The sequence below is a fragment of the Fluviicola taffensis DSM 16823 genome (assembly GCF_943372375.1).
Lineage (GTDB): Bacteria > Bacteroidota > Bacteroidia > Flavobacteriales_D > Crocinitomicaceae > Fluviicola > Fluviicola taffensis_A.
In genome coordinates, this window is sequence record NZ_CALRYJ010000014.1 from 14,545 (window position 1) to 36,121 (window position 21,577).

The following is a 21,577-nucleotide window of genomic DNA, read 5'->3' on the forward strand; positions in this document are numbered from 1 at the left end:
GAGGAAAATTAGTCTCATTCTCTCCTCATTCTGTTTCTCATTCTCATTCTGTTTCTCATTCCGTCTCATACAACTCCCTGCCCCATTCGTCTACGCTTCGGTGATTGTAATGGTCATTCCAAAGCAATTCGCTGAATTCCTGTTTTAACTCGCGGATGGCTTCGGGATCTGTGATCCGAATACGGGTTTCGTGATTGAATGAACATCCGGAACGGGTAAAGTTCACAGAACCCAAGTAGGCAATGCTGTCGTCGATGATGTATAACTTGCTATGCAGATTAAAAGCTTTCGAGCGATCGTGCTTCTTCCGGGAGAAATAGGAGTAAAACACCTTGATCGGGAAAAGAGAACTGTAGGAATAGTACCAGAATCGGATGCCTTCGGCGTGTTTCCAAATAAATCGTCCGATCAGTGCAAGACCCGAAAACAGGGAAAATTGAACGACATCCGGAAGTTCGATGGAAGAAGATAAAACACCCGACAATCTGGTGACGGCAAGCAACCCAAAAACGATCATCAACCCGATCCCCAACCAATGAAGGAATTGCTTCTTGCTCTTCAGTTCTTCGTCCACATGTTTGTGCTGTTTAATGATGTGATAACAGTTTTTATCTGCATGCTTGTGGTCTTCAATATCATCAGAGGTTACCAATTCGATATGTACTCCAAACCGGAGACGTTCCAGGAGGATATCCACCAATCCGGCAGACAGATAAGGCGACATTACCCGAATGGACCGTTTCGCCCGAAGCATGTCTTCGATAATCATCTTCCCAGCTCCTTTTCCAATGTAGATGTCTCCTACAATCGTATTGATTTCCTTGCTCATATCCGCTATTTTTTCAGTCCGGCACTCCTTTACTATCCGGTAATTACCTATATGAATAATGGAAAACAGGGAAATTGGTACAGTTGACGAATCCTTTTCCTGAAAAATTTAGCGTAAAAAATGAAGAGCGTCTACTATGGCAGACGCTCTTTGCTTTAAACTATTTTTTAGACTTCGATTTCTCAATCCGGAATAATTGTCCAGCTATTGTCTTCATTCAATGTTGCATTCATCTTTGTAATTCCCGGAGGAAATGATACCTGAGCACTATTCGTCATTTCCTGAACATTAATGACTTGGCTCTGTGTGAAATCACCGAAAGCAATCCAATATTCCGGAGTTGGAGTAAAAACCAATTCCATATTCGGTTGCGCCTGAATCATAAAAGTCGGAGCTCCACACATCCCGATACCAACTGAAGCACGATCCAATGGAATCGTACCATCTTCCTTGATATACAAACTTCCCTCAGGAGTTTGATCAACCGGATCAATAAAGCTGTAGCCTTTGTCGTAAGTAAGCGTAATCCCGTTCATGGTTAATAAACCTTCGCCGGCAGGAAGGGATTGGGATGTTCCCGAAGTAATTCCAGAAGTAATCGACTCACTTTCCATCCATGAAAAGTTGTAATTGATCGTCCAGGAAAAGAAACCTTGCGTCTTGGGATTCGCATATTTGGTAATCCAAGCTAAGGAGTTAATTCCCGGCATTGCCATATTGGGATCTTTTTGGAAAACCATAAAGGTTCCGGAATTACTCGAATTGTTTACAAAATTGATTTGGAACACCGTTCCGTTAGAATTGTTTTCAGCCATAATGAATATTAGTTAGGGTACTAAAATTAATAAATTATTTAATTCTAACTTCTTCAAAATATCAGTCGGGGCTAAAAATTTTTAGCCCCGACTGTGCTCTATGAATCATGCTTTATTGAATAATAAATCGTTCAATCAATGCTTCTTTACCTTGCGGAATCACTTCCAGGAAGTATTCACCTCTCGGAAGATCTTCTGCATGAATATACAATTGATTCATTCCTGAAGAAGTGGGAACCTCTTGTGTTCGAATCACTCTTCCGGTTATATCCATAATGCGCGTTGTCGTTGATTTGGATAAGTTTTTCAAGTTCAAAACAGCTACAAAACTTCCATTGGAAGGATTCGGATACAAGTACAACTCTGTTTCACTGATTTCACATTCCACACTTATCGGATTGAAAGTTGTCACTGCTCCATCCAAATCAGTTTGTTTCAATCTATAATAGATCATGTTCGGATTGGTTCGCTCGAACTTCACTGAATAATACTGAAGTTCATTGGTTGTACCGGCTCCGGCAATTTGTTGAATCGGTTGATAATTAATTCCATCGATACTTCCTTCCAATGTGAAGTAATCATTCTTGAATTCCGATTCAGTTGTCCATGAGAAATCAATGATCCGATCGGTACAAGCTGCATTGAATGCTGTCAAGGATACTCCCAATCCACATGGATCAACCACTAGTGTTACACTTGAAGTCAATGGAACCAAGCAATTGCCATTCACAGAAACCAAATACATGGTCTGTGAGGTCATAATCCCCGGAATAATAATCTCCTGATCATGGTGGCTTAGAACGATTGTACTGTTTCCTCCTCCAAAATTATAAGTCAAAACTGCGCCATCTGTTCCGGAAATATAAAAAATCCCGTCCAATCCTGCGCAAGGCTGAGAATTGGTTGTAATCGTGTAATCCGGTGCAAGCAACTCCGGAATCGTTACCGATGAGTTGGAGATACATCCGTTATTATCTACTATAGAAACCGGATAAGTTCCTCCGGGAAGATTCGTTTGTGTTAATGTCGCCGTATTCGGATAATTTGTTCCATTCCAGTTGATCGTATAAGTTGGAGTACCTCCCATTGTATTTACAGTTGCAGCACCATTTGAATTTCCTTCACAAGCTGGCGTATTTGCTGTAACAAATAAGTTTGGTTGTCCACTTGTCGGGTAAACATTCACTGCTGCCGTATCGGTACAACCTGTTAAGGTATTCGTTACAATTACCGAGTAATTCCCGGGAGCAAGGTTGGTAATACTTGAACTTGGAACTGTATTTACATTACTCCCATTTGACCAGGCAAAGTTGTAATTACCCGCTGGACTTGGAGTTGAGTTTACTGAACCGTTATTACCGCATGAAACTGCATTCGAAGTTAAGTTTGCCAATGGATTTGGTTGAACTGTAATCGGGAAATTCAATGTAACAGGGCATCCCTGAACGGTATTTCCACCGGCCGTTTGATAAGAAGTAATTGTTGCGTTATAGGTTACATTACCTGTTGGTGAAACAGTTGCCGTATTTCCTGTTTGCGAAATGATCGAACCAGTTGGACTCCAAGTCAAAATATTGGTTGCAGGATTAAATCCATTAACTGTTAAAGTAACTTCATTTCCCGCGCAGACACTCGTCGCTCCTGAAGCAGTAACTGCGGGAATAGGGAGCACATGTAAATAAATAGTCTTAGGAGTTGATGGTCCACAACAATCAGTTACCAAAGTCAATGTAATGGTATAATATCCCGGTGTATTGAATTGTGCGTTCACATTCTGAACAGATCCCGGATTCGCAATGGCTCCACCAAAATTCCAGATATAGCTGTCTGCGAAATACACACTTTGGAAGTTCGCAAACGAGCCTACACATAATTGGTACACATCTGTTGCTACCAAGGTTGCATTCGTTGTAATTTGAGGAGTCAGACCTCCGTCAAAAGCAATATTGTGAAACCCGGTATAGGTATTCGCTCCCATGGAAACGCTGTATCTATTGATGGTTGAATATTGAGTAATTGTCGGACTAACTGCCCCCGCTGTTGCAGGAGTTGCAAAATTTGTCACCACATCAAAATCCCATGCTGCTGGTGCAGCAGCAGTATAAGTTACATTCGTATTGGTACAATTGACATTCGTTACAGTAATAGTAGGTTGTCCGGGTAAATTGAAGTTATTGACATTCGTTGCTAAAGCAGTTCCGCTTTGTAAGTGAACAGCAATAGAAACACCTGCCTGACCAGCTCCTCCACTTCCAGCGGCCCCACCGTTTCCGCCGTTTCCGCCATTTCCTCCGCCACCAACTTCAGAACCTCCATAAGGACTTCCTAAACCACCAGTACCACCAACACCACCTGCACCACCTGCTCCTCCGGTTCCTCCAGCTCCGGCAGTTCCTGCTATTACGCGCGATTGAATAATATTCCCCCCGGTTCCATTCGTTAATAAGTAAACTCCAAATGATGCACCTCCTCCGGTTCCACCGGTTCCACCATTTCCACCTTGGCCGCCACCGCCACCGCCACCGCCGCCGGATCCGGAACCATCAATACAAAATGTACAACCTTGACCGCCGCCACCGCCGCCGCCTTTTCCACCTTGACCGCCATTTCCAGCAGTTCCGTTTCCACCGTTTCCACCAGGAACCCAAAACCCAGCAGTATGCGTTCCAGCTGTCCCTGCTGCTCCAGCCGTTCCGGCCGTTCCTCCTGCTCCATTTCCACCATTAGCGCCATCAACACTTTCACCGCCGCCGCCGCCGCCTGCAGTATTTGAACCTGATACGACACCGCCACCAGCTCCACCGGCTCCACCGGAACCATTTTCTTCGCCTCCGGAACCACCTCCGCCTCCACCTCCACCACTTTGAGCAGAAGTTGAAACTGAACCTGCAACACCTGTTGTTCCATTTGCACAACATCCGCAACCATTTGCATCATTTGCACCTTTTCCTCCATTTCCAGCCGTAGTACCGCCAGTACCGCCATTACCTCCTGTTATTGAACAGTTATTTGCTGCATTATAATTTCCAGTTGCATTTACTCCAGCTGTTCCAAGTGTGGTTCCAGCACCGCCGCCGCCGCCGCCACCACCGCCTGCATCCTCTTGATCATCAATATCTCCGGCTGAACCATTCCCTCCATTACTTCCCGCATTTCCTGCAACTCCTGCCGTACCAGAGGCACCAGCTGATGCTGTTCCTGGCAAAACTTGCGTGCGTACCATATTGTAGTTCGAACAATTGGTTAAATGAATTCCATAGGTGGACATACCAGGCGAATTGGCATTTGCTGTAGTAATCGTTAAATCCTGTAAGCGGAAACCAACTGCGCTGTTCCCATAAAATGCGACTAAGCGCTGAGCGCCGGCCGTTCCTTCAGGAGCAACAGTACTTCGTGTAATGGTGGTTGCTCCCGCTAAACTCGTCTTCACCCAGGTTGTTGGATCAAATCCACCTTCAAGTGTTAAATAACTTCCCAAATAGAGCGGTGCATTAATCGTATAAGTTCCTGTTGCCAACTTGATGACTGCATTATTACACTGCGCCATAGCTAATGCATTTTGCAAAGAAGTGGGACTAGCTTGAGTACCCGGATTTCCAGAACTACCAGTAGTAGAAACATAAATATTCACACAACTTGCCAATGCAGGAGGCGAACCAACAACTACTGTCATGGTTGCATCAGATGAACAACCTGTAATAGTATTCGTTACCCGTAATGTGTAGATATATGTTCCCGGAGTAGCGGGAGCCGTTATAGGTAAAGAAGAAGAAGTTGGGGATAGAGTTCCAGTACCCAAACTGACCATCGAAGGATTAAACCATTGGAAGTTCATTCCGGTTGCATTCGTATTTCCTGTTAACAGCACCGTCGAACTTGCACAGGCAGAAATAGTTGTTGGAAAAATCGTAGCTACAGGGTCAGCTGCAACGGTAACTTGTACCACATCAGAAGAGGTACATCCATCCGTATTCACTACTGAAACGGTATAACTTGTTGTAGATCCCGGAGAAGCTGTAACGCTTGGAGTACTGGTACCAGATAATCCCGTTGGAGGTGTCCAAACCAGTGAGGTGATACTTCCTGTATTCGTTGCATTTAAAACAGTACTCGAACCCGCACAAATAGTCACATCTGGTCCTGCATTTACTAAAGGATTGGGATTTGGAATAACATTAAGTGTAATTACTTTTGAATTCTCACCCACGTATGGACAGGCATCATCCTCTACATTAATGGTCAGATAATGTATCCCGATATCACCTGAAGAAGGAGTCCAACAAATTGTTGCTGTTCTATTTACTCCTGTTCCAATAACGCTGAAAGTTGCCCCTACCGGTAAGTTGCTATTTGAAATGGTCAGTTGTTGACCTGTATTTGCATCTGTAAGATTTATCGTGAAACAAGTAGCAGAATTTTCGCAGATTGTAATATCATAATCATTTGCAACACCGTTAATACCTCCAACATTCGGTAAGGCATTGGTACAATTGGAAATACTGATCTGCAAATCACGGACTACTGATCCGATTAGAATACCACCTCGGTATTCCTGCACCAAAATAGAAATGACTGCGATTTGTGGTCCGTTGGGAGTAACGGTTAATTCTCCTGTAGTTGAATTAATTGTTGCCGGATCTGTAAATGGACTAATCCCGCTATATCCGGAATTATAACCAACAGAAGTTCCCGGATTGGAATTGGCATTTATCAAGGAATAAACCAATTGATCCCCATCAGGATCTGAGGCTAATTGTTGAAAATGAATGGTATTCCCCACACATCCGAACAATTGTGGAACGGATGCAAATTGAGGAGAACTATTGCACGATCCAAGTGCATTATTAAGTGTTGTTTGAACATAAATATCTTCACTATCCGGAGTAGAAAGATTCGTTATCGAACCATTCCGGCAACAAAGATCGTAGCTTAAAATCCAATCACTGCAACCATTGGGTAGGGTTAACACTCCTGTATAAACCAATTTTTCAATTCCATGAACTGTCCCACCGGAACAAGTACTCACAGCAGAATTACAGACTGGAGTAATATCGACTGTTGACTGTAAATTTAATTGGATGGAGGCGTTTACTCCACAGGCAACACTTTTGTAATTGATGATAGTGCTCGCATCTGCGCTAATTCCGCTGCAATCTCTGTAAGTCACTAGTTTAACCTGGTATTGATTGGGTCCAATACAGGTATAGGTAATTTCTGAACCTGCCATGTGAGAGGCTCTCAAGGTAAGGCTTGTCAATAGAAAAAAGACAGAGAAGAAAAACTTCCTTGAAAAAATCAGGTCAATCATAAGTAGTAGCTAAAATTCAATTCAAATTTAGACATAATAAAGCCCCCCCTGTTTCAATGAAAATTAAATAACAATTAATTTTCAGTTAGCTCAAAAACAATTCGGAACTTGGAGAGAAGTATTTGATTTTCATGAAACTCGGCATTATGAGCTAAATAACGAGAGTTAAGGATCACAATCTGATACCGAACTCATATTAAATACCTAAACACAGGAAATAGTTAGATCTTTTTTAAACTATTGAAAGAAATTCAGGCAAATGCACTTGTTATGAAAATTTAATTAGATTTGCTTCATTCATTATTCACTATTGCTGTAAAACTGCAATTTTGCAGCATCCTAAACAAAATCTATTCATGAATAAGTATTTATTTAGTGACAATCCGGCTCTGAAGCAGCGCGATTTGTCAAATTTGGATGCGGATAAGGCGGCAGTTAATGCCATGGTTCAAGCCGCGGTAAACGTCGAATTATTTACCATTCCCCTCTACATGACTTCCCTGTATTCTGTTTATGGAATGCATCAAATCAATGGAGCCGGAAACAACTTTTATCAAGGTCGTTTATGGCCCGGACTAACTACTACGCGTAAAACAGACACTTCTCTTACCACAAACCAAGACGTTTTCAACAAAGTATTCAGTGTCTTTATTGCTGAAATGCTGCATTTACAGTTAGCATCAAACATTTGTACTGCAGTAGGTCATGCTCCCACATTCACTAGTCCTATGTTGCAAAACCCGGATCACAGTTGGAATTGTTACGGAGACGACAAAACCATCATTCCACATGTGATCGATTTGAAAGATGTGAAGAAAGACAGTGAATTCTACGGTTTGAAAGTAAAATTAGACTCTATGAATTCCACTCAGGTTCGCTTGTTTTTAGCAATCGAAGAAACGGAATACAATGCAGAAAAAAATGTAGATCCTGCTATTTGGAAAAGTAAATACTCACCAACAGTTCCTTACGCTGGCTGGAAAAGCACTAGCACAGAAGCGGATCTTCCATTATTCGGAACGATCGGTCATATGTACATGTGCTTGTGGGAATACTTATCCCTTGAATACACCGATGGGAAAAACTTATGGGATAAAATGTACGATCCCAATTCCATTCAACAAGACATTTTCAATAGCGGACCAAGTACAGCTCCACAATATCCGAAGATGAGTGTCCAAATCGATCCTACTTCCGAAAAACACCCTTTACTTCAAGTAATGGACATGATCAACGGAATCACAGACCAAGGAGAAGGAAGTGGTGTAGTTGGCGAAATTCAAAAGCGCTTACACATTCAAATGCTGAAAGCGGTTCAGGGACAATACCAACCGGATGAGGCAAATGTTGCAACAGACTACCCTAGCTACTCGGATGTTGGAGTAGAATTACCTACTTCTGCTGATGCAACAGCACGTGGAGGAGTAAACGGTGGAATGGATCACTTTGAAATATTCCAGGCGGTTCAGCAATTGATTGAAAAATCGGATTTCCAAACATGGGATCAATGGCATCAAAAAAATAAAGGATGGAATGCGAGTGATTTGATTAAGAATCAAGCGGATTATGAAGCAAACCTGAAAAATTATCCGCAATTGCCAACAGCAGATCAAATTGCAACGGCAATGAACAACCTCACTCCTTCAGCAGACGCACTGGTTTGGCAAAAGAATTACGAATTGTTCAGTCAAATAGCGACAGGTTCTATTTCCGGAATGACGACTGTTTTGAACGATTACTGGAATGTTCCCGGAACGAAGTTCCCAATGCCGGCAATGAGTGGAACGGGAGATCGCATGTCGATTTGTTGGGCACTTTTTGGAAAAGCACCCGATTTATCCATCGCTCCTCCTGCTAAAAAATCAAATACATTATACCATGCCTGTCAGGGAATGACACTTGATCCGAACACACCTGTTCAAGATTGGGGATGTGCTTCTCCGGCTATTTATCATACTTGTATCGGTTCAAATGAATGCCGCACAGAAGGTGGTTGCGGATTTGTTCAATCGACTGCCGGAGGCGGAAGCTGCGGAGGACCAAGTTGTGGTAGTAAAACACTTCGCGGACCAGTTGCTGCAGGAAATGTACTTTGCGGTTCGAAAGCAACAACTTATGGTGCTCCGGCAGATAATAAATGTCGTGCATTCGGTGGTTGTGCAGTTCCAATCTCAGCTTCTCAAATGTATCCTGATCCGAAAGGTCAAATGGAATTCTTTAAATTCGAACAAAATGCAGACGGAACTTGGTCGAGTATTCCATTGCCTGACAAATACACTTATCAGAAAGGACAATTGGTGCATGATGTGGCGTGGGATGCTTACACAGCGGTGTTGAACAATGAGAAAAAACCTGTTCCACCAAAACCTGCTCCAAACGATATTCGTTTAGCATTCCCTCCTTCGACCTAGGATTAAAAACTTACAAAAAGGTAGCCGAACGGGATTTTGACTCCGTTCGGTCGCCTTCTTATCAACTAGCTTTTCACTATTTTTTAATCCGAAACAAAATGGATCAACAAAAAAGTCTTCCTAGAATGGGATTCCCGAATTTAGGTTTGGGAGTTGGTTTAAGAAGTCAACACTACGATTACTTGCTGCAAAACGATCCACAAGTAGATTGGTTTGAAATCATTACCGAAAACTACCTGGATAATTTTGGATTGGGTCGTCATGTTCTGGAACACATTCGAAATCAAAGACCGGTTGTGATGCACGGCGTTTCCATGTCCATCGGAAGTACCGATCCAATCAACTTCAAATACCTTCAAAAAGTCAACGAATTAGCAGACTTTATACAGCCAAACTGGATCTCAGATCATTTATGCTGGACAGGTGTTGCACATACAAATACTCACGATTTATTGCCATTACCACTTACAGAAGAAAGTTTGAACCATGTTTCAGAACGCGTGCTTCAAGTACAAGACTTCTTAAAAAGACCTTTAATTCTTGAAAACCCTTCTACTTATTTGGAATTTAATCACTCCACTATCACAGAATGGGAATTCCTTTCAGAACTTACCAAACGAACAGACTGTGGCTTACTTCTCGATGTGAATAATGTATTTGTATCCGCAACCAATCACGGATTCGATGCAGAAACCTATATTCGTAACATTCCCGCAAACCGGATTGTACAAATTCACCTGGCAGGTCCAACGGATTGCGGTTTTTATCTGGTAGACACACACGACAATCCTGTACCCGGTGAGGTTTGGAAATTATACCAATTGGCGCATAACTTAACCGGTGGTGTTTCGACTCTTTTAGAATGGGATGCCAACATTCCTGCTTTCCCCGAATTGATTCAAGAATTGCATTTAGCCAAAGAAGTTATTCAGGGAAATATTCCCAATACTCCCTTGTTTCAATCCAAACATGAAACCGTTTCCAATCCTGTTTCTCATCAATTGACCCAACCCTATGAGTGAGAAAACAATTTCACAAATTCAAAACTGGTTCAAAACCGTATTGGTAAGTCCGGGACATATCCCTGAGAAAATTTATCATGCAGAGAAAAATTCGCCGTTAAAGGCCTATGAATTAATCAAAAGCGACGAAAGGGTTTCTGCTGAAACACGACTTGGAATTTATGCCACCGGATACATGTTGCGTTTACTGGAATGTATGCAAGCTGATTTACCTTCCCTTTATGCTTTTTGGGGACCTTCCCTCTTTGACATGTTCGGGAGAGCATACATTTTACAACATCCATCCCAATCTTATTCGCTCTTTGATCTGACGGCCGCTTATGCCGATTTCTTAGATCTTACGCGCCCGGCAGCAGAAAAGATTGATCCTGAAAACAGAATTCGTTATGACATTCCGGCAGAGTTGGTTCGCATGGAAAGAGCACGTTTATCAGCTATCCTTAGCAAAGGAACCGAAGGGAAACCATCAATTCCATCATTGAGTTTCTTTTCTTTTTTCTCCGGTTCAGAAACGGCTATTCAAGCACATCCTGCCTTGCAATTGGTGATTCAAAAAATGCCTTTAGTTGAACTTTACCGGCAATTGATGCAAGAGCAAGAACCAGTTATTCCGGAATATCAAACAACTTATCTCGCAGTATCACGCCTGAATTTCAAAATTCAATTTTATGAAATCAATGATTGGCAGTTTCAATTCCTGAGCTATCTCCAATCTCAAAATCGGCTGGTAGATTTGCAAGAAGCAATTCACTATACCAGTCTTCAAACCTTACAAGACAAAGCGGATTTATTGAGCATGATTTGTCTTTGGCTACCCAACGCTATTGAAATGGGATTGGTTGTTGAAGCTTAAAGGTTTCTTAATAAAGTTATCTTTTCAACACCAAACTTTCATTGTAAGCAAGTAGAGTTAATGACTAACAATTACATGTTTTTGATGATTTTTCCTGAAAATTGCTGGTTCTCTGATTCAATTGTGATAAAATAAATCCCTTCTGATTGATCAGTAAGATCTATAACTGAACTGTTTTCCCCTTTGAAAATTAGATTCCCCAATGGGTTAACAATTCGTACCTCGAAATAATTCCACTCTAGTGGAATATTCCATTGAGTTTTACCTGAGGTTGGATTCGGAAATATACTGAAACTAAAATCCTTTGAAAGTGATTCGATTCCTAGCGAAGAGGTACAAGGTGTATAATTAATCGTCTCATCCCACAAATCTGATTCTGCTGTTCGCAGGCCACATTGAGTTCCGTTTGAGGTTGCTTTGATTTCCAAATAACAATCTGTTGTACTTTGATATCCCGACCATGTTGCCAAACCTGCTCCATTTGGATTTCCTGTATTAGCAAAATTTACCCAATATTGAAGCATCGCATTTTGTACCGAATCATCTTGAGGACTAAATAAAGGTCCGCTTCCAAGGGTTGCATTTTCCCAGTTATTGAAAACGTAAAACAGTTCCATCCCATGATAACTCCCAAAAGATGAGAGTGCCGCAACACTGTGTTTATGTGTAAAAAAGTAACGGAACACCGGTTCTGATTGATTCATACTCACACAAGCTGCCACACGTCTTGTTGTAGCTGTAAACTGTGCGTCTGTCAACAAATTAATGTATGAAACACGTGCCTCCGTGGTATTTGAACCAGGAGGATACAAAGCGGTAGCTTGCGCCTGTAAAGGAGTTGGAACATACCCACTTATCAATGCTGAAACCATCAATGGAAAAACCGTTGCCGGCGCGGATAAACTCATTTCCTCCGAATTGGAACCAATGATTAGTGGTACGTGATTGAAATTCCCCGACTGGAAGCTATTCATTGGTAAATCAAAAAAAACATGATTGTCCACGACTGCTTGCCAAGTCAAGCCAACTGCCCCTCCACTTATTGGAGGCTCCTCATCTTTCACTAATGAATCACTCGGCAAAGAGCGCATATATGCTATTTTTTGCACATCTGTCCCGACCACAATAAAGCTGTCTACATAAGCTGTTCCGTTGTTTCGCGCAGTGGAATAATCACTAATCATTGGCACTGCAGATTGAATAATTGCACGCTGAAAAAGTCCATTTCCAAGCGGAGTGGTTAACAAATTCCCCACATTGATTCCTCCTGCACTTTCTCCAAAAATCATCACCTTGGTTGTATCACCACCAAACTGTGAAATGTTATTCTTTACCCAATTCAAAGCCAACAGCTGATCCATAACTGCATAGTTTCCTGATGTTCCTTGTACATTTTCCGGCTCCAAACCTGCATGTGCCAAAAACCCAAGTGGTCCCAAACGATATTGAATGGTCACTACAACCGCATTGCCACGTTCTGCCATATTTTTACCAAAGAACATTTCCGTTCCACCATTCACTTCAGAAGCACTCCCCTGCTGGTTTCCACCACCGTGAATAAATACCAATACCGGAAGATTTGCCGTATTCACCTCTGGTGACCAAACATTCAGGTACAAACAATCTTCATTCCCAATGACTGTTCCATTAGTTCCGCCTTGATCAAAACTTTTTTGCGGACAAACAGGTGCAAAACTCGTTGTGTTTAAAACACTTGCCCATGCTGTAGGATTTTCGGGTGCTTTCCATCGCAAATTTCCAACAGGTGGTTTCGCGAAAGGAATACCTAGGAACTGGTACACCGAACCATTCATATTTCCTTGTATTGGACCAAATTGAGTCGTTATCGTTTGTCCTTTTACACTAGTGATTGTTAGAAAAGAAAGTATGGACACTATTAGTTTCATCATGATGGAGTCTATTTAATCCGTAGTAGAATTGGAGTCGTTTTATACTCATGAACGCTACATTTCCAACTGTATAGATACACAAAAAACGAAAAGGTTTAATACAAAAAGCAAATTCTTTCTTATGTAAACTTATTCTTTCCGCGCTAAACTTTCACTATCTTCGCACACGAAAAATAAGAACTCACTTCATGAAAAACGTAGCAGTAATTGGTGCAGGAACAATGGGAAATGGAATTGCCCACACGTTCGCACAATTTGGATATAAAGTGTCATTGATCGATGTGGCTCAGGCCTCATTGGACAAAGGATTGGCGACAATCACTAAGAACCTGGACCGTCAGGTTGCGAAAGAGGCAATCACGGAAGCTGATAAAGCAGCTACTTTGGCTAACATCACCACATTCACTTCCATGGAAGAAGGTGTGAAAGGTGTTGAATTAGTGGTTGAAGCGGCAACGGAAAATGTCGATTTGAAATTGAACATCTTCAAACAATTGGATACGCTGACAGCTGATAACGTAATCCTTGCTTCGAATACATCCTCCATTTCCATCACGAAAATCGCTTCGGTTACCAATCGTCCGGAAAAAGTGATCGGAATGCATTTTATGAATCCTGTTCCGGTAATGAAATTGGTTGAGATCATCCGAGGATATTCCACAACGGATGAGGTTACGAACCTGATCATGGAAACTTCCAAGAAACTGAATAAGGTTCCTGTTGAAGTGAATGATTACCCGGGATTCGTAGCAAACAGAATTCTGATGCCGATGATCAACGAGGCAATTTACACCTTGTATGAAGGAGTTGCAGGCGTAGAAGAAATCGATACCGTAATGAAATTAGGAATGGCTCATCCAATGGGTCCATTGCAATTAGCTGACTTTATCGGACTGGATGTTTGCCTGGCAATTTTGGAAGTGTTGCACAACGGTTTCGGGAATCCGAAATATGCGCCATGTCCCTTATTGGTAAACATGGTCACTGCCGGTAAAAAAGGAGTGAAAACAGGAGAAGGATTCTACTCTTGGACACATGGAACAAAAGATCTGGTTGTTGCTCCGAATTTTGCAAAAAAGTAATTCAAAAAGATCTGAATACTCATTGAAAGCGGGGTTCTGAAAAGGAATTCCGCTTTTTTGTGTTTTGGAAAATCTAGATATTTGAACATCGCAATATTGCGATGTTCAAATATCTCTTCATTGCAATTTTCCTACTTAGAAAAATCTTGAAACAAGGCATTTCAAACTTTTCTCCTAACTTAGCGAGCATCAAAGAAAACACGTGAGATCATTCTTCGCTCTTCCCCTATTTAAAGACATTCGGTTCTGGATCATCCTGTTCTTCCTGATCCGCATGTACGGGATTACCAACCCTCCATTGGAAGTTGCCCACAACTGGCGACAAACCACCGGAACAATGGTGACGCGTAATTTCTACGAAGGTTCTTCCAATATTTTTTATCCGAAAATCGATTTCGCCGGCGAAAAAACGGGAATTACCGGAATGGAATTTCCATTGCTGAATTATCTGGATTATCTGGTATCGGAGGTTTTTGGTTATCAACATTGGTATGGCCGACTGATCAACCTCATCGTGAGCAGTTTCGGGATTTGGTTTTTCTTCCGACTTCTGAAACGGTATTTCACCAAAGAAACGGCCTTTAATGCTTCCATCATCTTACTGGCTTCCATTTGGTTTGCCTATAGCCGTAAAATCATGCCCGATACATTTGCCACTTCATTGGTTATTATGGGATTCTATTATGCCGCATGTTTCTTCGAGGATAAAAAACGGATGTGGCTCAATCTACTGCTCTTCGCTTTCTTTACACTTTTAGGTGTTTTAGCTAAACTTCCTGCGGGATTCATACTCATCCTTTATGCATTTTTCATCTTCAACAGACAGATAGCTATCCATCTCAAGATCGTCTTTTTCATCACCGGCGGAATCATACTGGCACCTATCGCCTGGTGGTATTTCAGCTGGGTTCCATATTTGGTGGAAAAATATGAATTCTGGCATTTTTTCATGGGAAAACCAATCAGCATCGGCGCAAAGGAACTCGTTGATAATTTGGGCGACGGATTAAAGCATTTCTACGATTCCGCCTTGAAATTTATCGGATTCGGACTATTTCTTGTTGGAATATACTTCGCCTTCAAAAAGGGAAATAAATTGCTTTTTTGGATTCTTGGGCTTGGCTTTTCGGCATTCCTGGTGATTGCTTTGAAGGCTGGTTTCACCTTTACGCATCACTCCTACTACATTATTCCATTTGTTCCGATTATGGCTTTGGTTGCAGGCTATGGAGTTGCCGGATTTCAAAAGAATCTCGTACAAATTGTTATTCTGGCTGCAATTATGTTGGAGGGAACGCTCAATCAACTGCATGACTTCCGATTGAAAGAACATGAGTTGGCATTTGTGAAATTGGAGACCGATCTGGACCAATTCTCCAAACGATCCGATTTGATCGCGGTCAATACCATTGATAATCCAACTCCGATATACTTCGCACACCGAAAAGGTTGGGTAGCCAGTAATGATGAACTTCTGAGCGCATCATTCCGAAAAGAGATCCGACAAAAAGGGTGTAAGTATATTGTGGTGTTAAAACGTTACTTAGGTGGTGATTTGTATTTGGAGCTTCCCGTGGTTCTGAACACTAAGGATTGGGTGGTTTACAAACTTTGATTTAGCGTATAATTCTTTATTTTTGCTGAACTTTTCAAATCAATCAATGAAAAAAATAATCACCCTTTTCGTACTCACTTTTCTTCACGCGCTTGCATTCGGACAAATCATCAGTCCAAAAGTCAAGTCAAAACCAGTCAGAACGAAACCAGTCAAGGTTTCCTCGAGTGACACCAATAAGATTTTCATCGTTAGGCATGCTCCGCAAAACATGCGCTATGTTCAATTTGGAATTGAAGTTGGAACTGCTTTCATTGCTGATTCTGCTCAAAGGTACTACCTCCCCAAAAAACAAGTCATTCATTACGGACTCAATCTACGCATTGGTGATATCTATAAAAATCGTGTTTACGGAATCTTTGGTCTTGAATTATATGCTCAAAAATCATATAAAAGTAAACCGGTTCCTGAACCTAGTCCTACCGGAACAACTGTCGGAATGGATAAGAGCTACAACAACAAAAATGTCATTAACTTCATGGGATATATGGGATGTCAGGTTCCTTTTCATCTTTCAGAATTAACTTCTATTAATCTATCATCGGCATTGATGTTTGGTATTTCTGCGACACCAAATAGTGAAGATGAAATTAATTATTTTGGAATCAGACTGGCAGCAAATGTAGAACGAAGATTGGGAAGTCTTCCTGTTATCGGAATATTTGGAATTGCCTATGACAACAATTTTCTCTTCAGGGATGATCGCTCATCTGCTACAAGAAATCCGAATCTTTTGAAGATTTATTTTGGGATACGCATTTGATACTTTCTTTCTTTAACCCGACTTCAATAAGCTTTTTCAACGTAATTTAGTCGCCGAATGGCAAAAAGAAGACAACCCCGTAAAAAAGCGGCTCCAAGAAAGAAATCATCGTCGAGCAAGAAAGGCAAAAGCAAATTCTTTATTTGGATTTCAATTCCTGTCGGAGTGCTGGCATTCTTCTATTTCTGGTACGAAACCAACGGAATGATTCAAACTTCCAGCCATTTCCACGAGATTATTCCACCGGGTTATAAAAGTGTCGGTTTGGATGTGTCGCATCATCAGGGAGAAATTGATTGGGATTTACTGCTCAATGAAAAAGGATTCGACACGATCATTGATTTTGTTTATTGCAAAGTCACGGAAGGCTCCGATCATCTCGACACACAATGGGAGCGGAACAGGGAATATCTGAATAAACACGGGATCTCAAACGGCGCGTATCATTATTTCAATCCGAAATCGCTTCCAAGACCGCAAGCAGCACATTTTCTTTCTGTCTATAAAATCAGAAGCATCGACCTGCCTCCGGTAATTGATGTGGAAGACGAAGGTTTTTCGGATGAGGATCTGAGAGCAAAAGTATTAATCTGGTGTGAAGAGGTCAAAAAAGCCACCGGAGTAAGACCCATTATCTACACTTCACTCAGTTTTTATGAAACGAAATTTCGTGGAAAAATGGAAGGATATCATTTTTGGATTGCAGCATATAGCCGGGAACCTCAATACATGACTGATCGCGAGGTACTTCATTGGCAATTTTCAGAAACCGGAAGATTACCCGGAATTTCGGGAATGGTGGATTTGAATGTGAGTAAACAAGAACTTTATTAAAAAGTTGCCTTCGACTACGCTCAGTCACCTTTTTAACTGATCATAGAATCTAAGTACACTGAGCGAAGTCGAAGGGTTAATTATTCCAGTACTGCCCTTCTCCTGTTTTCATCTGATGGTACGAACGTGTGATATACGCCAATAAAACGCGCATGGCATCAAAGGCTTCTTCTGTTTCCTGACTGATCTCTTTCTTCTGTAATTTCAATAAGAGCTTCATGTAAAGTGCATGGAAACAAACTTCCAGGTGATTCATCCCTTTCAGATTGGAGTGCTCGATAAAATCTTCAATGTATGGAAGAGCTGTCGAATAAAGGGTCCGGTATTTCTCATCATTGACTACTGTGAGCAATGAATTATGCAAATAAGATAGTTCAACCAACACATCCTGCAGTTCCAGGCGATGTCCTGCTTCAATAATCCGTTCGGATTTCATATCCCGGATCAATCCTGCATACCATTCCTTGTAGCGCTCCAAATAAGCACGATCCGGAAGATTGGGTTCCACTACTTGTTTAACAATACGATCAAGGTCGAATTGATATGCACGGATCAGATCTTCAATCTGATACATGTATAAAATATATTCAGCGATGTTCTCGTTAAGTTTCTGTTGGGCTATCAGCATATCTTATTTTCCCAAATCCTTATCCATAATTTCCTGCTCGTGATTCAAGAAGTCTATGAATGATTGGGTTACGTTCATTTTATCATTAATGAAATTGATCTGTCCACCTTGACCGTGGATCAACAAGATATCAATTCCATATTTCTCACAGTATTTTTTTCCTGCAACTTCAATCTTTTTGGAAAGGACAGTCAATGCTTCATTGGTTTCTTTTTCCAATTGTGCACCTCTTGTTTGCTGCTGATTCATCAACTGCTCACGCATACGCATGATTTCATTTTCCATATTCTGCATATCGGAACCGGTTAATGTTCCCTCACGCATGTATTTCTCGTAATTCTGTGCTTTTTGCTCCAAAAGACGCTGTTTCCCCAACATCTCATTTTGGAAAGCCTCCCCTTTCTTTGTGATACGGGCATCTTCGTTCTTATAATAAGTAAATCCATCCTTCAAACTATCCGAATAATAGAACGCAATTTTCAATCCTTTCGAATCAACAGTTGGAATTGCCGGAGCCGATTCCTCTTTCGTCTTTGCAGCCGCGTCTGAGTCTTTTTTATCCGAACAAGCAACCGTTGTTAATCCTAAAATCAAACCTGTTGCGATGAAGTGTACTAATTTCATATTTCTTTGTTTTTAAATGCTTGTTCCCAATCCGATCTCATGGAAATAAACCGTTCAAGTGAGTTCTGTAATAATTGATCTGTTATCATGCGTTTCAGCTCTTCCAACCCATTCACATCCGACTCGGCGATTTTAAATGTCTGTTCGAATTGACCTAATTCGATCTTCACTAAGTACTTTGCATTATACAAGAAAATCTGAATCTTGTAACGGGCATGAGGTATATCGGCTATTACACGCATAATTGCACAAAAATAATGAAATTGGAAAAAGAGGGGCTTTTTCTAACCGATAAATGAAAAATAAATAAGGGAAGTCTGTTTTTAAGCTACCACTAAATCGTTATCCGTATACTCACGGAAATCAAACGGAACATGAACCATGAAAGCATAATCCTGACCTACTTCATACATATCCTCATCGGATTGTCTGTAGTACCATTCCACTTTTGCTTTCTTTCCGGAATCAACCAGTTCGTTCAATTTGTAAAGCAAAAACAGAATGCGTTTTGAAGAAGTAATATTAAAATACTCCAAGTCAATTCTTACAAGTGTCTCTTCAATCGGATTCGCCATGTAACCATCAAACCATGTCAATACTGCACCCCAAAAAGCTTCGGGATCATCCGGAATCGAACGACCTCTAATTTCCATGATTCCTGTATCAGGATTCAAATTTACCAAGGGGGTTTGAGCAGTTGCCTGAATTAATAATGTGTCCATTTTTCACTTTCGCTCCTGCAAGTTGTGAATTATTTTCCAAACGACAAGATACTTTTCTACGAAAGATTTAATATTTTCGACTAAACTCCTCTGTATCAATTGTCAAAAGTTAACAACAACTTGACTATTCATTCATTTGATAATAACTCACCAAATCCTTGATAGGACTGGCTATTCCCTCTCCCATCTGGATTCCAGCCTGTTCGAATGCTTCCTTGAAAACCGTTTTTTGTGCGTAACCGTAAGACCCGACAAATGATATCTGCTCCAATCCGGGAACCGGGCTGCAATACAATTCAACAAAAAGCCGGGCATTTTCTTCATGCAGGAATCGGAAGTCCATAGCGGAAGTTTTCTCACCCAATCCGGAAATCCAGTGCTGGGCATCGGAACTTGCCAATTTTGAAAGAATCCATGAGCGCGATTCAAAAACGGCTACCCACTCTTCTTTCCATTGTTCACTTCTCAGCAGGTATTGAACGAGCAATTTGCCAAAATAGAATCCACTTCCTTCGTCTCCGATCAACGAACCGTATCCTCCAACTCGATCGATTACATTCGAACCATCGTATCGGACCAAAATGGAACCGGTTCCCAATATGGCAACCCATCCGGCACTATTCCCATAAAGTGCTCTGCAAGCAGCCAGGGTATCCGGGTAAATAGTCACTTCAGAAAATCCAAGTTGCGATAGAAGCGTTCTCATTTCAGCTTGAACGGATTCACTGGAACAACCTGCACCATAAAAATAGAGCGGCAGATTCATTTCCTTGAATTGATCTTTCAACTTTCCAATCGGATAATCCGCAGATAGCGCATACTTCGGATGCAAACTGCCCGTTTGAATGAATACGACCTCATTATTTTTCAGGACAATTCCCCAGTTTGTAGATGAACCTCCGGAATCAGCAACTATGTATTTTGCATCCATAAATCAAAAATACCTTTTTTAGGGTATTGTTGTTCGAGACTCCCAAAACTAACTTTGCACCCGAATCTAAATTTAGAATTAAGTTTTATGAAAACTTTCCTTTATTTCCTTACAATTTGCACACTATTAACTCCTCTTACATCGTGCAAGAAAAGTGGGTGTACAGATCCTACCGCATCAAATTACAGCTCAAAAGCTAAAAAAGATGATGGAAGCTGTACTTACGATTTCACATATACAATCCCGACAACCTATTCGTTTACAAATTCAAGCGGACAGTCAACAGTGAACTACGCAGGACAGACAGATCGTATCAATCAGTTGATTGAAATGGTCCAATATGCCGATTTAGGAACGACACAGGTGATTTCAGCTCAAGTCTTAAAAGACATGTTCGCCAACACTAACGGAAATGGAAACGGAAATTTCTCCTTTACTTCTTCCAGAAATTTAAGAGACAAATGTTTTATCATTGATACAGCACTAATCATTGCACACCTTCAGGACATTGCTGTTGCAAGTAATTCTTATATGAATGCAGCAGTAAACGGTCAAGCGGGAACCTTAACTTCCGGGGCATCTACTTATTTGTTTGATGCTAACGGATTCGAAAAATCAGAACTAATTGAAAAATCAATTATGGCTGCCGTTTTTAAATATCAGGCTTTGAATGTTTACTTGGGTTCTGCAAACATGAATGCTGACAATACAACTCCGGTTTCCGGACAAACTTATACCACTCTGGAACATTACTGGGACGAAGCCTTTGGTTATTTGAATGTTCCTACCAACTTCCCTACTGCACCGTCACTTGCTTTTTGGGGTAAATACTGTAACTCTCAGAATGCGGTATTGAATTCCAACCAGGTCATGATGGGTAGTTTTCTAAAAGGTCGAGCGGCAATTTCAAATAACGTGCTTGCAGACCGTGATGCGGCAATCGTTGCAATTCGTGAAATGTGGGAGAAAATTGCAGCTTACCAAGCAATGCATTATTTGACTCAGGCTACAAGCTATTACGGAACTGATCAGGCAAAATACCTTCACGTACTATCTGAGGCATACGGATTTGTTTACTCTTTGCGATTTGCACCTACCGAAACACGTAAAATGTCGGTTACTGAAGTGGATAATCTGTTGGCAGATTTTAACGGAAATTTATGGTCGTTGACTTTAAATGACGTCAATGCAATCAAAGCGACTATCGACGCAAATTATTAAACATTCCAA

The 21,577-nt window shown here is 41.2% G+C and carries 17 protein-coding genes; 8 read left to right on the forward strand and 9 right to left on the reverse strand.

Going from position 1 to position 21,577, the window contains the following annotated elements:
• Nucleotides 1-55: 55 nt before the first annotated feature.
• From AAG807_RS16635 to AAG807_RS16645, 3 genes are all read right to left on the reverse strand, one after another.
• Nucleotides 56-829 (reverse strand): phospholipase D-like domain-containing protein, encoded by a 774-nt coding sequence (locus AAG807_RS16635; protein WP_341906384.1) that lies wholly within the window; start codon nucleotides 827-829, stop codon nucleotides 56-58.
• Nucleotides 830-1,011: 182 nt separating this feature from the next.
• Nucleotides 1,012-1,644, reverse strand: a complete 633-nt coding sequence (locus tag AAG807_RS16640) for a hypothetical protein (RefSeq protein WP_341906386.1) — start codon at nucleotides 1,642-1,644, stop codon at nucleotides 1,012-1,014.
• Between the two features lie 112 nt (nucleotides 1,645-1,756).
• Complete coding sequence (locus AAG807_RS16645) at nucleotides 1,757-6,952, reverse strand: T9SS type A sorting domain-containing protein (protein ID WP_341906388.1); 5,196 nt, start codon at nucleotides 6,950-6,952, stop codon at nucleotides 1,757-1,759.
• Nucleotides 6,953-7,308: 356 nt separating this feature from the next.
• Between AAG807_RS16645 and AAG807_RS16650 the strand changes: the two genes are divergently transcribed.
• The 3 genes from AAG807_RS16650 (at nucleotide 7,309) to AAG807_RS16660 (ending at nucleotide 11,238) form a co-directional block, all read left to right on the forward strand.
• Nucleotides 7,309-9,363 carry a ferritin-like domain-containing protein gene (locus AAG807_RS16650; protein WP_341906390.1) on the forward strand — a complete coding sequence of 685 codons (2,055 nt, stop codon included), beginning with the start codon at nucleotides 7,309-7,311 and terminating at the stop codon, nucleotides 9,361-9,363.
• Between the two features lie 98 nt (nucleotides 9,364-9,461).
• On the forward strand, nucleotides 9,462-10,385 hold the full coding sequence (locus tag AAG807_RS16655; protein WP_341906392.1) for a DUF692 domain-containing protein: 924 nt from the start codon (nucleotides 9,462-9,464) through the stop codon (nucleotides 10,383-10,385).
• Entirely contained in the window at nucleotides 10,378-11,238 is an 861-nt protein-coding gene (locus AAG807_RS16660) for a DNA-binding domain-containing protein (protein WP_341906394.1), read from the forward strand. Before AAG807_RS16655 ends, AAG807_RS16660 begins: the two co-directional genes overlap by 8 nt.
• Nucleotides 11,239-11,309: 71 nt before the next feature.
• Here AAG807_RS16660 and AAG807_RS16665 read toward each other — a convergent pair whose 3' ends face one another.
• Nucleotides 11,310-13,148 carry a carboxylesterase family protein gene (locus AAG807_RS16665; RefSeq protein ID WP_341906396.1) on the reverse strand — a complete coding sequence of 613 codons (1,839 nt, stop codon included), beginning with the start codon at nucleotides 13,146-13,148 and terminating at the stop codon, nucleotides 11,310-11,312.
• Nucleotides 13,149-13,336: 188 nt separating this feature from the next.
• Here AAG807_RS16665 and AAG807_RS16670 point away from each other — a divergent pair, with 188 nt between their 5' ends.
• The 4 genes from AAG807_RS16670 (at nucleotide 13,337) to AAG807_RS16685 (ending at nucleotide 17,442) form a co-directional block, all read left to right on the forward strand.
• Nucleotides 13,337-14,230 carry a 3-hydroxybutyryl-CoA dehydrogenase gene (locus AAG807_RS16670; RefSeq protein ID WP_341906398.1) on the forward strand — a complete coding sequence of 298 codons (894 nt, stop codon included), beginning with the start codon at nucleotides 13,337-13,339 and terminating at the stop codon, nucleotides 14,228-14,230.
• A 202-nt stretch (nucleotides 14,231-14,432) separates the two neighbouring features.
• Nucleotides 14,433-15,845: a glycosyltransferase family 39 protein gene (locus AAG807_RS16675; RefSeq protein WP_341906400.1), complete on the forward strand. Its 1,413-nt coding sequence runs from the start codon at nucleotides 14,433-14,435 to the stop codon at nucleotides 15,843-15,845.
• A gap of 46 nt (nucleotides 15,846-15,891) precedes the next feature.
• Nucleotides 15,892-16,608, forward strand: coding sequence for a hypothetical protein (locus tag AAG807_RS16680; protein WP_341906402.1), 717 nt, complete (start codon nucleotides 15,892-15,894; stop codon nucleotides 16,606-16,608).
• Between the two features lie 57 nt (nucleotides 16,609-16,665).
• Entirely contained in the window at nucleotides 16,666-17,442 is a 777-nt protein-coding gene (locus tag AAG807_RS16685) for a GH25 family lysozyme (RefSeq protein ID WP_341906403.1), read from the forward strand.
• Nucleotides 17,443-17,518: 76 nt separating this feature from the next.
• Here the strand turns inward: AAG807_RS16685 and AAG807_RS16690 are convergent, their stop codons facing one another.
• The 5 genes from AAG807_RS16690 to AAG807_RS16710 all read right to left on the reverse strand — a co-directional run bounded on the left by AAG807_RS16690 (nucleotide 17,519) and on the right by AAG807_RS16710 (nucleotide 20,347).
• Nucleotides 17,519-18,070 carry a DUF4924 family protein gene (locus AAG807_RS16690; RefSeq protein WP_341906405.1) on the reverse strand — a complete coding sequence of 184 codons (552 nt, stop codon included), beginning with the start codon at nucleotides 18,068-18,070 and terminating at the stop codon, nucleotides 17,519-17,521.
• 3 nt (nucleotides 18,071-18,073) lie between these two features.
• Nucleotides 18,074-18,694 (reverse strand): OmpH family outer membrane protein, encoded by a 621-nt coding sequence (locus AAG807_RS16695; RefSeq protein ID WP_341906407.1) that lies wholly within the window; start codon nucleotides 18,692-18,694, stop codon nucleotides 18,074-18,076.
• A complete protein-coding gene (locus tag AAG807_RS16700; RefSeq protein ID WP_341906409.1) occupies nucleotides 18,691-18,936 on the reverse strand; it encodes a hypothetical protein in 246 nt (81 codons plus the stop codon). Before AAG807_RS16700 ends, AAG807_RS16695 begins: the two co-directional genes overlap by 4 nt.
• Before the next feature lie 81 nt (nucleotides 18,937-19,017).
• Nucleotides 19,018-19,416 (reverse strand): DUF1987 domain-containing protein, encoded by a 399-nt coding sequence (locus AAG807_RS16705; RefSeq protein ID WP_341906411.1) that lies wholly within the window; start codon nucleotides 19,414-19,416, stop codon nucleotides 19,018-19,020.
• A 124-nt stretch (nucleotides 19,417-19,540) separates the two neighbouring features.
• Nucleotides 19,541-20,347: a hypothetical protein gene (locus AAG807_RS16710; RefSeq protein WP_341906413.1), complete on the reverse strand. Its 807-nt coding sequence runs from the start codon at nucleotides 20,345-20,347 to the stop codon at nucleotides 19,541-19,543.
• An 87-nt stretch (nucleotides 20,348-20,434) separates the two neighbouring features.
• On the opposite strand from AAG807_RS16710, the gene AAG807_RS16715 reads away from it, so the two are divergent.
• A complete protein-coding gene (locus tag AAG807_RS16715; protein ID WP_341906415.1) occupies nucleotides 20,435-21,568 on the forward strand; it encodes a DUF4856 domain-containing protein in 1,134 nt (377 codons plus the stop codon).
• Nucleotides 21,569-21,577: the final 9 nt, after the last annotated feature.